The organism is Agromyces sp. NPDC056389, from assembly GCF_042262385.1.
Classification (GTDB): Bacteria; Actinomycetota; Actinomycetes; order Actinomycetales; family Microbacteriaceae; genus Agromyces.
This window is the reverse complement of sequence record NZ_JBHJPN010000001.1, coordinates 728,377-743,458: the sequence shown is the minus strand read 5'-3', so window position 1 is coordinate 743,458 and position 15,082 is coordinate 728,377. Positions and strand designations below refer to the sequence as shown.

The 15,082-nt window shown below is 69.5% G+C and carries 6 protein-coding genes; all 6 read left to right on the top strand.

Going from position 1 to position 15,082, the window contains the following annotated elements; genetic code table 11:
- Positions 1–38: 38 nt before the first annotated feature.
- The 6 genes from ACFCVM_RS03500 to ACFCVM_RS03475 all read left to right on the top strand — a co-directional run bounded on the left by ACFCVM_RS03500 (position 39) and on the right by ACFCVM_RS03475 (position 15,062).
- A complete protein-coding gene (locus ACFCVM_RS03500) occupies positions 39–932 on the top strand; it encodes a PP2C family protein-serine/threonine phosphatase (protein ID WP_375833894.1) in 894 nt (297 codons plus the stop codon).
- Entirely contained in the window at positions 913–2,070 is a 1,158-nt protein-coding gene (locus tag ACFCVM_RS03495) for an FHA domain-containing protein (protein ID WP_375833892.1), read from the top strand. The genes ACFCVM_RS03500 and ACFCVM_RS03495 overlap by 20 nt, the downstream gene beginning before the upstream one ends.
- Positions 2,070–3,746: a serine/threonine-protein kinase gene (locus ACFCVM_RS03490; protein ID WP_375833890.1), complete on the top strand. Its 1,677-nt coding sequence runs from the start codon at positions 2,070–2,072 to the stop codon at positions 3,744–3,746. Before ACFCVM_RS03495 ends, ACFCVM_RS03490 begins: the two co-directional genes overlap by 1 nt.
- Positions 3,734–4,435 (top strand): hypothetical protein, encoded by a 702-nt coding sequence (locus tag ACFCVM_RS03485; protein ID WP_375833887.1) that lies wholly within the window; start codon positions 3,734–3,736, stop codon positions 4,433–4,435. The genes ACFCVM_RS03490 and ACFCVM_RS03485 overlap by 13 nt, the downstream gene beginning before the upstream one ends.
- Positions 4,432–9,657, top strand: a complete 5,226-nt coding sequence (locus ACFCVM_RS03480; protein WP_375833885.1) for an Ig-like domain-containing protein — start codon at positions 4,432–4,434, stop codon at positions 9,655–9,657. Before ACFCVM_RS03485 ends, ACFCVM_RS03480 begins: the two co-directional genes overlap by 4 nt.
- 149 nt (positions 9,658–9,806) lie before the next feature.
- Positions 9,807–15,062: an Ig-like domain-containing protein gene (locus tag ACFCVM_RS03475; protein WP_375833883.1), complete on the top strand. Its 5,256-nt coding sequence runs from the start codon at positions 9,807–9,809 to the stop codon at positions 15,060–15,062.
- Positions 15,063–15,082 lie beyond the last annotated feature (20 nt).

Sequence of the window (15,082 nt, the reverse complement as noted above, 5' to 3'; positions counted from 1 at the left end):
TCGTGGTCGCCACCTTCCCGCTCGATCCGAGGAGAACCGTGTCAGGAGATGGCGAGGGCGTCGTCGCCCTGTCGCGCGGCGCCGCGCTGATCGCGCACAGCGCGCGAACCGATGTCGGTCGAGTCCGCAGCGTCAATGAGGACTCCTTCCTGGCGGAGGCGCCCATCTATCTGGTGGCCGACGGAATGGGCGGTCATGCCCGCGGCGACGCGGCGAGCCGCGTCGTCGTCGAGACGTTCTCCCGGCACCTCGAGTTCGGCGTCCCGTCGTCGCCGGAGCAGGTGCTCGACGCGATCCACAGCTCGAACGAGGCTGTGCGGGCGCTGAGCGAAGCGGGCGAGGAGGGCACCGCAGTCGCCGGGACCACGCTGTCGGGCGTCGCCCTCGTCGATGCGGGCGATGGCGCCGGATTCCACTGGATGGTCTTCAACATCGGGGACTCGCGGGTGTACGCATGGGACGGCCGCACCCTCGAACAGCTGAGCGTCGACCACTCGGCCGTGCAGGAGCTCGTCGACGCCGGGCTGATCCAGCCCGAAGACGCCGAACGGCACCCCGAGCGAAACGTCATCACTCGCGCGCTCGGTGCCGACGAGTTCGTCGATCCCGACGTCTGGCTGATTCCGGCCGCGGGTCGACAGGTGTTCCTCGTGTGCAGCGACGGCCTGTCGAAAGAGGTCGACGATCGCACGATCGCGCATCTCCTCGCGGGCGACACCGGCCATGCGGCAGGACTCGCCGGCGAGTTGGTCGACACCGCGCTCGCACACGGAGGCCGCGACAACGTGACGGCGATCGTCGTCGAGTCCGTCCTCGGATCCGACGATGACGACGATGAGACGACGCGCGATCGGCGCGGGCGACTCTCGAGAGCGGTCGAGGAGACACGGCCGCGCACCGAGGGAGGCGAAGATGGCGACGTACCGGCATGATTCGGAGGCGGCGTGGTTCGCCGCCGTACGCGGCGGAGTGGTCCTCGTGGTTCCCGCCGAGGCCGTAGATCGTCTCGCCGCTCTCTGGCCCGAGCTCGGAACGGGCGACCCGACCTCCCTCGTGCTCGACCGGCTCACGGCGCAGGGGCTCGCGGCGACGCCCTCATTCGCGCTCGTGGTGCGCGACGAGACGGCCGGCACGGCACGCGTCGTCGTGCGCGGCCCCGTCAGCGTGCGCTCCGAGTCCGACGAGATCCACGATGCCGGCGTATCGACCTGGGTCGAGCGCGTGCTCGACGGCGCCTCCTCGATCGAGGTGGTGGTCGACGGCGGCACGGATGCCTCTGCGCCGCAGCTGCCCGTCGTCGAAGGCGTCGTGCCGCTCCGCTCGATCGTCTCGGACGGCGTCGAAACGGTCGCGCCCGAGCGGGCCGGCGCTGCGCCTGCCGCGCCGCCGGTTCGTGCGACCGCACCTGTTTCACCTGCCCCTGCGGCACCTCCTGCTGCACCGCCGTCGCCCCCTGCCGCACCGCCGGCTCCCGCACGCGTGACCGCGCCGGTCGAGCTCACGATGGTGCCCGACGAGGAGACGATCGCCGGTCCTTCGTCCGCCTTCGCCGCCGCGCTCTCCGCCGCCCCGCCGCCCGTGCCCGCACCCGTGCCGGTGCCGGTGCCGGTCGACGGCGACCATGACGGAATGACCGTCGCGAGCATCGACATCCGACGATTGCGCGAGGAGCGCGCTGCACGCGGCTCGGCCGAGGGCCGGGCTGCCGGCCCGGCCGCTTCCGCCGCCGCGCCGCAGGCCAGCATCAGGATGCCCGACGGCACCCTCGAAGCGATCGGCCACGAGGTCGTGCTCGGCCGCGCGCCCAGCGTGAGCAAGGTCTCCGGAGGTCGCATCCCGAGGCTCATCACGATCGGACTCGGCGACCCCGACATCTCGCGGAGCCACGTGCGACTCGCGCTCGAGGGCGACACCGTCGTCATCACCGACCTGCACTCGCGCAACGGCACGCACGTCGTGGCGCCCGGCAAGCCGCCGGTGAAGCTGCGATCGGGCGAGCCGACCCCCGTGCTCACCGGCACCGTCGTCGACCTCGGCGGCGGCTGGACCATCCAGGTGGTGGGCGGCTGATGCGCCGCGCCCCGTCGATTCCGCCGGAGTTGCCCGGCTACGCCGCCCACGGGCTGCTCGGGTCGGGCGGGTTCGCCGACGTCTTCCTCTACGAGCAGAAGCTGCCGCGACGCAAGGTCGCGGTGAAGGTGCTGCTCGCCGAGGGGCTCGGCCGCGACACGAAGGCGCAGTTCGTCGCCGAGGCGAACCTGATGGCGCAGATGTCGGCGCATCCCTTCATCGTCACGATCTTCCACGCCGACGTCTCGGCCGACGGCCGCCCGTACTTCGTCATGGAGTACTGCTCCGGTCCGAGCCTCGCCGAACGATACAAGCGTCAGCCGCTCTCGATCGAAGACGCGCTGCGCACGGGCGTACGTCTCGCCGGCGCGATCGCGACAGCCCACGCGGCCGGCATCCTGCACCGCGACATCAAGCCGGCGAACGTGCTCACGAACGACTACGGCTGGCCGGCACTCACCGACTTCGGCATCTCGTCGAATCTCGAGGGTGAGCTGCCCGTGCACACCGTGACCGCGAGCGACCTCGCCTCGGGCACCGCGTCCGGCCCGTCCGCGGTCGGCATGAGCGTGCCGTGGTCACCGCCCGAGATGTTCGAAGACGACCCGCGCCCCGACACGAGGAGCGACGTCTTCTCGCTCGCGGCGACCGTTCACACCCTGATCGCGGGCCGCACCCCGTTCGAGATCCCGGGGCGATCGAACGGTTCGCTCGATCTCATCGGGCGCATCGAGCGCGGTGCGATCACGCCCATGGATCGCCCCGATGTGCCGCGCAGCCTCGTTGCCGTGCTCGCGAAGGGCATGGCCGGCCGACGAGACGACCGCTATCCGAGCGCCGTCGAGTTCGCGCGGGCGCTCCAGCGAGTCGAGCTCGAACTCGGCTACGCCGCCACGAACATCGAGGTGCCGAATCTCGCGAGCGCGCGCGAGGAGGCCCAACCCGACGATGACGACGCCACTCGTGCGCGCTCGGTGCGCACGGTCGACGCGCAGGCGCCCCGCGTCGCGCCGACCGATGACGACGCCACTCGGGCTCGTCCACCGCAGCAGATCCAGGCGCAGGCTCCCTCGGCTTCCGTCGTCGACGACGGAACGGTCGTGCGTCGTCCGACAGCGACCGAGGTCTCCGATGCCACGATCGTACGTTCGCCGGGCGTCGCTGCGCCGGCGTCGCACGCGGTGGCGGCATCGGATTCGACGATCGTGCGCCCCGCTCGCCCAGTGGGGAAGCCGGATTCGGCAGCCGAGACATCCGCGCCGCCGCGACGCAGCCGGGTGGGCCTCGTCATCGGCATCGTTGCGGGCGTCGTCGTCGCGGCGACGATCGGAATCGCGATCGCGATGTCGGGCACGGTGGCCCAGTCGCCGACGGTCGAGACGGCGAAGCCCGGCGGTGAGAACGCCGTCGTCGCGCAGCAGCTTCCGGTTCCCGTCGTCTCCAGCGGCGTCGCGAGTGCCGACGGGTCGAGCGTCACGTTCGAGGTGTCCCACACCGACCCCGAAGACGGCGACCTCTATCGATGGACGTTGACGGACGGTTCCGGCGAGAAGCAGGTGTCGAAGGGGTCGACGATCACGGTCGAGGGAACCTCCGCAGGAATCCGAACCTGCATCGACGTGCAGGTGCAGCGCGGCAGCAAGGTGTCGGAGCCGAAGACCGGGTGCACCCCGTGAGGCCGCTCCGCGTCGAGTACTGCGGTGAGTCGTACACCGTCGAGGTCGGCGAGCCGTTCACGATCGGTCGCGAGTCCGACCTCACGATCGACGACAACCCCTATCTGCACCGCACCTTCCTCACGTTGTCGTCGGAGTTCGGTCTGTGGTGGCTCTCCAACGTCGGCCAGATCCTCTCGGCCACGATCTCCGACGCGACGGGCAGCGTGCAGGCGTGGCTCGCACCGGGTGCGAAGCTGCCGCTCGTGTTCCAGACCGTGCACGTGATGTTCAGCGCCGGCGCGACGACGTACGACTTCACGGTGCACGCCGAGGAGGACTTCTACAACACCTCGCTCACCGCAGCACCCACTGACGGGGGCACCACGATCCTGCCGGTCACGCTCACCTCCAGCCAGCGGCTGCTCGTCGTCTCGCTGGCCGAGAACGTGCTCTCCCAGCCGGCCGGCGGACGAGCGCTCGTGCCGAGCTCGGCCGAGGCCGCCGCCCGTCTCGGCTGGAGCATGACGACCTTCAATCGCAAGCTCGACAACGTCTGCGAGAAGCTCGATCGCATCGGCGTCGACGGCCTGCGCGGTGGTCGCGGCAAGTTGGCGACGAATCGTCGAGCGCGCCTCGTGGAATACGCGGTCGCGACGCGCCTCGTGAGCATCGACGACCTTCCCCTGCTCGACGCAGCGCAGGAATGAGCGTCCTCTCCCGGTTCCAGGCGCGCAAGGGTCTCGCATCGGCGGTGGTGCTGTCGCTGATGGCGGTGGGCGGGGTCACGGTCGCGGCCATGCACCGCGGATTCCCGTTGACCGATCCCGATCTGCGGGCCCGCGAGGTCTGGGTCACCAATGGCGAGGAGCTGCTCGCGGGCCGGCTCAACCGTCAGATCGAGGAGCTCGACGCGGCCGTTGCGACGCAGTCGAACAGCGTCGACGTGCTGCAGGACGGGGAGGACGTCTTCCTCTACGACCGCGACGCCGGTTCGATCGAGCGCATCGACCCCGCCTTCACCACGTTGACGCAGCGCGTCGAGGTGCCGATCGGTTCGAAGGTCGCGTTCGGGGGCGACGTCCTGGCTGTGCTGTCGCAGCGTGGCGAGCTGTGGACGATCCCCGCTGGCGGCGAACTGTCGTTCGATGCAGGCGGCACGAAGCCGGTACTCGAGGTCGGTGCCGATGCGGAGGTCGCGGTCGCGACCGACGGCTCGACGTTCGTGAGCGACCCCGGCGCACGCGTGCTGCATCGGCTCGACGGCGACGGCGGCGAACCGCTCACGGTGGAACTGCCCGCGCTCGGCGCGCATCAACTGGCCGCCGTGGGCGATCGTGCGGTCGTGCTCGACACCGACCGCGACGTGCTGCTCGTCGAGGGTCGCGAGATCGCGCTGCCGGATGAGGGGCTGCGCTTGCAGCAGTCGGGGCCGGCGCACGATACGGCCTACGTCACCGGGGCGGCCTCGCTGTTCGCGGTGCCGCTGACCGGAGGGACGGTGCGCGAGTTCGAGGCGGATGCCGCGGGCTCGGCGCCCGCCCGCTCGGCCGATGAGGTCGCTGCACCGGTGTTCGTCGAGGGCTGCGTGCACGCGGCGTGGGCGAACTCGGCGTCGTACCTCGCGCGCTGCGGTGAGACCGATCCGCTACAGTCGCGGATCGAGCCCTCGACGACCGGCGCTCGGCTGGAGTTCCGGGTGAATCGCGACGTGGTCGCGCTCAACGACCTGAATTCGGGCAACACCTGGCTCGTCGACGCGAACCTCCGCCTCGTCGACAACTGGGAGGAGGTCACCCCTCCCGAGGAGTCCGACGAACTGGAGGGCGATGAGAAGAGCGCCCAGCAGGTGTTCGAGGACACGCTCGCGGAACGCACCGAGACCAATCGCCCACCGACGGCTCGTGATGACGAACTCGGTGTGCGGCCCGATCGCACGACCCTGCTGGAGGTGCTCGCGAACGACACCGATCCCGACGGCGACGTGCTCACGATCGGTTCGGTGTCCGACGTCTCGGCATCCCTCGGTCGGCTGGAGGTGATCGACGACGGCCGCGCGCTCCAGTTCACGCCCGCCGGCGGCGCTGCCGGCACGGTGTCGTTCCGCTATTCCGTCGAGGACGGACGCTCGGGCGCCGCAGAGGCCGCCGTGGACGTCCGGATCGTCCCGCCGAGCGAGAACACGGCTCCTGCGGCTTCGCGGGAGGCGGCGGTCGGTGTCGAGCAGGGGCAGCAGATCGGCTACAACGTGCTGGCCGACTGGACGGATCCCGACGGCGACGACGTGTTCCTGGTGAACGCGTCGTCCATCGGCGGCGACGCCGTGCGGTTCAGCCCCGACGGGCACCTCACGTTCGAGCACCGGAGCGGCGAGCTCGGGCTGAAGGAGGTCGCGTACACGGTCTCCGACGGGCAGACGTCCGCAGCCGGCACCTTGACCGTCGAAGTGCAGGCGGTCGGGGCGCTCAACCCCGTCGGAACTCCGGACTTCGGGCAGGGGTTCGCCGGGGAGACCGTGCTCGTCGAGCCGTTGGCGAACGACCTCAGCCCGTCGGGTGCGCCGCTCGCGTTGCTCGGCCTCGATGAGCTACCGGGCGGTCTGACCGCGACGCCCGATCTCGAGCGCGGGACGATCGCCTTCTCCTCGCCGGAGCCGGGCGACTTCACCGTGCTCTACGACCTCGGCGCAGGGGCATCCGTCAGCGTCGGCCTCATTCGCGTGCGAATCGTCGAGCGCCCCTCGGAGGATCCACCGCCCGTCGCGGTCGTCGACACCGCATATCTGCGACCGGGGGAGCCGACCACGGTGCCGGTGCTGGCGAACGACGTCTCCCCGTCGGGCCGGGTGCTCGCGGTGCAGTCCGTCGATGTCGCCGGGCTCGACGACCTCGTGTCGGTCGAGGTGCTGACGAACACCGCGCTGCGGATCACCGCAGCCGAGGCGCTCGATCGGCAGTTGCAGCTGCGCTACACCGTCTCCGACGGCAATGGCGTTTCGACCGCGACGGTCACCGTCGTCCCGGTGCCGCCACTCGTGAAGCACCAGCCGCCGGTGGCGCTCGACGACGTCGCGAAGGTACGGGCCGGCGACATCGCGACGGTCGCGGTGCTCGACAACGACTACCACCCCGATGCCGCGGCGATGCGCCTGCTGCCCGAACTGGCCTCGCCCGAACTCGGCGGCGGCGTCGCCTTCGTCGACCGCTCCCGGGTGCGATTCCAGGCCCCCGAGGAGCCGGGCGCCTACACCGCCGTCTACACGGTCGCCGACGACTTCGAGCAGACCGCTCGCGCGACCGTCAGCTTCGTCGTCATCGCCCGCGACACGGGCGACAACACGGCGCCGGCGCTGCCGCCCCTGACCTCCCGGACCTTCGCGGGATCCGCCGTCACGATCGACATCCCGCTCGACGGACTCGACCCCGATGGCGACTCGCTCGCGCTCACGGGCGTGCTCGGCGGGACGACGCTCGGCCGAGTCGCCGATCAGACGAGCACGTCGATCACCTACGAGGCGTTCGCCGGCGCCAGCGGCACCGACACGATCGCCTACGAGGTGCACGACGCGCTCGGCGAACGGGCCACCGGTTCGATCAGGATCGGCGTGATCCCACCGCCCGACACCTCACCCCCGCCGAACGCGGTCGACGACGCGATCGAGATGAGACCCGGTCGTCGCGCATCCGTCGAAGTGCTCCTGAACGACTCGGACCCGAGCGGACGCGCGCTCGGCGTCGTCGACCTCCCGCAGGTCGATGACGCGCTTGAGGCGGAGATCCGCGATCGCCGCCGGGTGGTGGTCACGGCGCCCGAGCACGAAGGTGCGTACACGCTTCGATACGAGGTGTCGAACGGGCATGGCGGTGCCGACACCGCCTTCCTCCAGGTCGTCGTGAAGCACGACGCCGAGATCCTGCCCCCGACGGCATCGGATCAGGTGATCGAGCCGGCCGAGGTCGTCGGCGTCGACCACGTGAGGGTGAACCCGCTCCGCGACGCGACGAATCCGGGCGGCCTCGTCGACGAGCTCTCGGTGCGAGTCGAGGGGCCGAACGCCGGCCGCGCCACGGTGCTCGACGACGGCAGCATCGAGGTTCGACCGAGCTCGCGCCGATTCGCCGTCGCGTTCCGGCTCGTGAACGAACTCGACGAACTCGACGCGATGGCGTTCATCGTGGTCCCCGCCGCAGGCGAGGAAGCCGCCGACCCGTATCTCGCCGATCTCGATCGGATCGTCGTGCCCATGAACGGGCGGATCTCCTGGCAGGTCTCCGACCTCGTGATCGCGCCGTCGGGCCGCCCGGTGCGGGCGGTGAGCGCGACGAGCACGAACTGGGCTGAGCCCTCGTTCGTCGACGAGCAGACGCTGCGATACGTGCCCGAACGGGACTACCGCGGCGAGGCATCGGTCACCTTCGAGGTCACCGACCGCGCCGATGCGAAGTCGGGCGACCAGCGCAACGTGTTCCTCACCGTTCCGGTGTTCGTCGGAGACCCCGATTTCGGCGACACGCCGCCGGTGTTCACCCCGCGTTCCGAGACCATCGAGGCGGGTGAGGCGCCGCTCGCGATCGACCTCCGGGCATCGACCGCGCACCCGAATCCGGCGAAGCTCGAGCAGGTCGGCTATTCCAACCTCCGAGGGGCGACATCCGACATCGAGGCGACGGCGGTCGGCGGCATCCTGACCGTCTCCGCTCCACTCGGCGTCGCGACGGGAACGGTGACGCGACTCTCGTTCGACGTCGTGCTCGGCGAGTTCACCGTTCCGGGCTACGTCGACGTCACGGTCGTCTCGTCGACCCGTGCGAAGCCGCAAGCTCTCGACGACGGGCCGTTCGAGATGCTCCGAAGCGATTCGGCGACGCTCGACGTGCTCGCCAACGACGTCAATCCGTTCCCGGGAACAGCGCTCCAGGTCATCGGCGCCGAGATCGATCAGACCGACGTCGGGTCGAGTGCGACCGTGACGCACACCCCGACCGGGATCACGGTCCGCACCGGTGCCACGTTCACCGGAACCCTCAGCGTGGTCTACCGCGTCCAGGATGCGACGAAGGATGCCGCGCGCGAGACGCAGGGCAGGGTCATGGTGACGGTTCGCGACCGGCCCGAAGTGCCGAAGGCGCCCGTGATCGTCTCGGAGCAGAACGGTTCGGTGAGCGTGCGATGGTCGGCTCCGCCCGACAACAACTCGTCGATCTCGGGCTACCGGCTTTCGTGGAACGGCGGGGCCGCCGACTTCGCCTCCGATGCCGCCGGACTCGCGCACACCATCACAGGGCTCGCGAACGGCACGGCCTATCGGTTCCAGGTCGAGGCGACGAACGGCATCGGCACCTCCGGCGCCTCGTCGTCGAGTGCGGCGGGCACGCCGTTCGGACTGCCGGGGGCTCCCGCGAGTGCGAACCTCGTCGCCTCGGCATCCGGCGACGCGCGACTCTCGCTGAGCTGGGCGGCGCCTGCAGACAACGGCGGACGCGGCATCTCCCGCTACGAATGGACCTTCGAGGGCACGCCGGGCGGTTCGGGCACCGCAACGGGTACCACGGCTTCGGCGACCGGGGCCAACGGGGCGGGCTCGCGATACTTCGTCGCGGCGTGCAACGGCGCCGGCTGCGGACCCCGCACCATGTCGGGCACGGTGACGCCGACGGCGCCGTGGGTTCCGGTCAACGGCACCACGGTCACGCAGAGCACCTGCCCCGAGCCGAACGAGACGTATACGAACCCGCCGACGAACGCCGAGCGCGGATGCACGATGAACCCCGCCGGAATGATCTCCGCCGGCGCGGTCATCGACGCCGTCTGCCGTTCGCAGCGTTGGGGTGAGAGCTACTTCTACATGGCCCAGGCGAGCGGTGTCTACAACGGATGGTTCGTCCTCGCCGCGCACACGAATCGCGGTGCACGCACCGTTCCCGACTGCTGACGGAGACGGTGTTCGCACCGAACATCTCGCGATTCGTCGAGGGGAGTTCTCCCCATGTGGACGCTCGCGGCGGCCGTGTTACCGTGTACCCCGGTGTGGGGTCTGGCTCGGCGCCGATCCGGGGCCGAGCAGAGTAGGGGAACGTCCGAGTGGGTACCTTCACATCGTGGGTGCGCACGCGCAAGGCCGCAGCCTCGACCGTCGCGATCACCTTGCTCGCCGGCGTTCCGCTGACCTTCGCGGTGCTTCATCAGGGTTTTCCGGTGACCGATGTCGATCTCGCGGCGCGCGAGGTCTGGGTCACCAATGGAAAAGAGCTGCTCGCGGGCCGGCTCAATCGGCAGATCGAGGAGCTCGATGCCGCGGTGAACACGGCGTCGAACGCGTTCGATGTGCTGCAGGACGGTGAGGACGTCTTCCTCTACGACGAGAGCCTCGGCTCGATCGAGCGCATCGATCCGGCGTTCACGACGTTGGGGCAGGGCGTCGCCGCGCCTCCGGGGTCGGAGGTCGCCCATGGCGGCGAGACGCTCGCGATCCTCTCGCCGAAGGGTGAGCTCTGGGTCACGAGCGCGGCCGGCGAGCTCCAGTTGAACCCGGCCGACACGGAGCCGGCCGCGAGACTCGGCGCCGGTGCACATGTGGCGGTGTCGAAGGACGGCGTGGTCTACGCGAGTTCCGCGAAGGACGGCGAACTCCTCCGCATCGCGTCGCCCGGTGCCGAGGCCCAATCGACCGATCTCCCGGCCATCGCTGACCATCAACTGTCCATCGTGGGCGACGAGCCCGTCATCCTCGACACCGATCAGAACGCGCTCATCATCGACGGGTCGGTGCATGAACTCGCCGAGACCGCACTGAAGATCCAGCAGGTGGGAGCCGAGAGCGACACCGTGCTGCTCGCCACGGGCGACGCACTCGTGCGCGTACCGCTCTCCGGTGGGGACGCCGAGGTGATCTCCGCCGATGTCGATGCACCGGCGACGTCTGATGGCGTCTCGAGCCCCGTCGGGCTCGATGGCTGCGCGCACGGCGCCTGGGCGGGGGCGGGTCGCTACGTGAACGTGTGCGACGGGCAGAAGCCGATCTTGCAGACCATCGAACAGGTCACGGCGGGCTCGCGACTCGAGTTCCGGGTGAACCGCAGCGTGATCGCCCTGAACAACCTGTCGAACGGCAACGTGTGGCTCGTCGACTCGAACCTGCGTCTCGTCGACAACTGGGACGAGGTGACGCCGCCCGACGAGACCGACGCCGAAGAGGGCGATGAGAAGGCATCCCAGCAGACCTTCGAAGACACGCTCGCGGAACGCAGCGAGGCGAACCGACCCCCGACAGCGCGGGATGACGCATTCGGAGTCCGTCCCGGGCGCACGACGCTCCTCGAGGTGCTCGAGAACGACACCGACCCCGACGGCGACGTGCTCACCGCGACGAACATCAGCGAGATCCCCGAGCAATCGGGCCGTCTCGAGGTGATCGACGGAGGTCGTGCCCTGCAGTTCACCCCTGCTCCGGGTGCCGCAGGCACGGTCTCGTTCCAGTACACCGCCGACGACGGCAGGCTGGGCGTGGCGCAGGCCCAGGTCGACGTGACGATCCGGCCGACGGAGGAGAACACCGCTCCCGTCGCCATCCGGGAGGGCGCGATCAGCGTCGAACAGGGCAAGTCGATGGGCTACAACGTGCTCAGCGACTGGCTCGACCCCGACGGTGACGACGTCTTCCTCGTGAGCGCTTCGCCGACGAGCGGTGACTCCGTGCGCTTCGCGCCCGACGGTTTCGTCACCTTCGAGCACAAGACGGGGGAGCTCGGCACGAAGGAGGTGCAGTTCGTCGTCTCCGACGGCACGCTGACCTCGGCCGGGGTGCTCACCGTCGACGTCAAGGAGCCGGGCGCGCTGAATCCCGTCGGGACCCCCGACTTCGCCGAGGTGTTCGTGGGCGAGACCGCCCTCATCGAACCCCTCGTGAACGATTTGAGCCCATCGGGGGAGCCGCTGGCGCTGCTCGGAGTGGCCGATTCCCCGTCGGGGGCTGCTGTCACCCCGAACCTCGAACGCGGTGCGATCTCGTTCAGCTCCGACCAGGTCGGCAGCCACATCTTCCTCTACAACCTCGGTGCCGGCGCCGCGACGAGCGTCGGGCTCATCCGCGTCGACGTCAAGGAGGTCCCGGGAGAGTCGTCGCCGCCGATCGCGGTGAAGGACATCGCCTACCTCCGTCCCGGCGAGCCGACGACGCTGCCGGTGCTCGTGAACGACGTGTCGCCGAGCGGACGCGTGCTCGCGGTGCAGACCGTCGACACCGAGGCATCCGGCGACCTGCTCTCGGTCGAGGTGCTGAACAACGCGGTGACGCGCATCACCGCGTCCGAGGCGATCACCCAGCAGCTCCAGTTCGAGTACACGGTCTCCGACGGCATCGCGAGTTCGACGAGCACCGTGACCGTCGTGCCCGTGCCGCCGCTCGTCAAGCACCAGCCGCCCGTCGCGGTCGACGATGCGATCACGGTTCGCGCAGGCGACATCGCGACCGTGCCGGTGCTCGAGAACGACTACCACCCTGACGCCGCGCCCCTGACTCTCGACCGCGAGCTCGCCGACACCTCCGCCGCCGTCGGTCTCGCATTCGTCGCCGAAGACGCGGTGCGGTTCCAGGCGCCTGATGAACCCGGGGTCTACACGGTCGGGTATCGAATCCTCGATGACTACGATCAGACGGCGACGGCGACGGTGCGATTCACCGTCGTGGGCCCGGATGCCAAGTCCAACCGGCCGCCGCTGCCGTTGCCGCTCACCTCACGCACCTTCGAGGGCACCGCGGTCGAGATCGACGTTCCGCTCGACGGTATCGACCCCGACGGCGACTCCGTCACGCTCGTCGGCATCACGACCCCGCCCTCGCTCGGTCGAATCGTCGAGACCGGCAGCACGCACATCAGCTACGAGGCGCATGCCGGGTCGGCCGGCACCGAATCGTTCACCTACGAGGTCGCCGACACGGCGGGCAAGACCGCGACGGGAACGATCCGCATCGGCGTGATCCCACGTCCCACCGAAGCACTCCCGCCGAATGCCGTCGACGACGTCGTCGAACTGCGACCCGGTCGCCGCGCGGCCATCGACGTGCTCGCCAACGACTCCGACCCGAGCGGCTACCCGATCAAGGTGCAGAAGAAGCTGCCAGAGGTGGGCGAAGGACTCACCGCGAGCGTGAAGAACAATCGCGTGCTCGTCGAGGCCCCCGACTTCGAGGGCGGCAACTCGGTCAGGTACGAGATCACGAACGGGCACGGCGGCGCCGACGGCGCGTTCATCCAGGTCCTCGTCGCGAAGGACGCGAAGATCGAGCCCCCGACCGCGCGCGATCAGGTGGTCGAGCCGAAGCAGGTCGTGGACAAGGGCTCCGTCACGGTCGACCCGCTGAAGGACGCGCAGAACCCGGGCGGCCTCGTCGAGGACCTCGTGGTGACCGTCGAGGGCCCGAACGCCGACAACGCCGAAGTCATGACCGACGGCACCGTCAAGGTCACGCCGACCTCGAAGCGCCAGGCGATCGCCTATCGACTCACGAACGACGTCGACGACCTCACGGCGATGGCATTCATCATCGTGCCGCCGAAAACCGACCCCGACGAGGCGGAGAAGAAGGACGAGGAGCAGACCTTCCCACCGCCCTACCTCGCGGAACTCGGCCCGCAGATCGTCCGCATGAACGGCACCATCTCGTGGAACGCCGGCGACATCGTGATCGTGCCGTCGGGCAAGCCCGCGCGCATCCTCTCCGCGACGGCATCGAACAGCGACGGGTCGTCGCCGATGACGGATGCGTCGACGCTCACGTTCAAGCCGGCGAAGGACTTCCGCGGTCAGGCGACCGTGACCTTCGAGGTCACCGATGGCGAGAGCGCCGGTGATCCCAAGGGCAAGAAGGCATTCCTCACGATCCCGGTGACCGTCGGCGACCCCAACTTCGAGGATGTGCCGCCGACCTTCACGCCGCGGAGCATCAAGCTCGAGGCGGGCGAGAAGCCGCAGGCGGTCGACCTGCGCCAGTCGAGCGGGCACCCGAGCGACAAGGTGCTGCAGGAGCTCTCGTACAACGGCCTCCAGGGGCAGACCGCCGATTTCCAGGCGGGCATCAGCGGTTCGATGCTGTCCGTCGGCGCCCCGCTCGGCGTGCAGCCGGGCACGAAGACGACGCTGACCTTCACGGTCGACTACAAGGAGTTCTCGGTGCCGGGCTCGATCGACGTCGAGGTCGTGACCTCGTCTCGGCCGAAGGCGCAGGCGCGCGATGACGGACCCGAGGAGATGCTGCGCTCGCAGACGCTGAAGCTCGATGTGCTCGCGAACGACATCAACCCGTTCGCCGCCGAAGACACCCCGCTGCGCATCATCGACGCCAAGATCGACCAGGATTCGGTCGGCTCCGCCGCGAGCGTGAGCTTCACTGCGACGGACATCTCGGTGAAGACCGGACCATCGTTCACGGGCGAGTTGAGCATCGTGTATCGCGTCCAGGACGGCACCAAGGATCCGACACGCGAGGTGCAGGGTCGTGCGACGGTCATCGTGCGTGCCGCGCCTGATGCGCCGGGCAAGCCGGCGGTGACGACCGGAGACGAATCTGCGACCGTGCGCTGGAATGCTCCGGCGAGCAACAACTCGCCGATCACCGGGTACACGGTGAGCTGGTCGGGCGGCAGTGCCACATTCGGCGCCTCTGCGGCCGGCTCGGCGCAGACGATCACGGGTCTCAGGAACGGCACGGCGTACAGCTTCACCGTGACTGCGACGAACAAGATCGGCGTCTCGGCCCCGTCGCCGACGAGCGACTCCGTGACGCCCTTCGGCAAGCCGGGGGCCCCGCCATGGGCGAACCTCTGGGCCTCGAGCGACGGATCCGGCGCACTCAAGCTGACGTGGGGTGCTGCGCCCGCCAACGGAAGCACGGTCACCTATTACAACTGGCAGTTCGTGTTGAACAGCGTGAAGTCGGGGTCCATTTCCGCACTCTCCATCAATGGCGATGCCGGAATCGGATTCCAGCACAACTTCAAGGTCCAAGCGTGCAACGCCGGGGGCTGCGGACCGTGGACGCTGTCGAACACCACGGCCGCGACGCAACCGCCGCCGTCGGTCACTCTCAGCAAGGGCACGGCGCAGGACAGCGGCTACTACTACAACGTGGATGTCTCGTGGTTCCCTCCGAACACGTCGCAACGACTCGTCACCTACTGCGACGGCGGGTACTTCCGGGAGACGACGATCGCGATCGGGCCCGACGGCAAGGGCTCGAACCACGGAAGTTGGAGCGCCGGGAGCGGATGGTGCGGCTACTCGAACGTCTGGGCGACGGTCGGCGGCCACGAGAGCAATCACATGGACTTCAGGAACTAGGGAGGGTGCGGGCGCGATCG

Bases quoted from the DNA above. Each gene is read 5' to 3' on its own strand.
- ACFCVM_RS03490 (WP_375833890.1), top strand. From the start codon at position 2,070: ATGCGCCGCGCCCCGTCGATTCCGCCGGAGTTGCCCGGCTACGCCGCC.
- ACFCVM_RS03480 (WP_375833885.1), top strand. From the start codon at position 4,432: ATGAGCGTCCTCTCCCGGTTCCAGGCGCGCAAGGGTCTCGCATCGGCG.
- ACFCVM_RS03495 (WP_375833892.1), top strand. From the start codon at position 913: ATGGCGACGTACCGGCATGATTCGGAGGCGGCGTGGTTCGCCGCCGTA.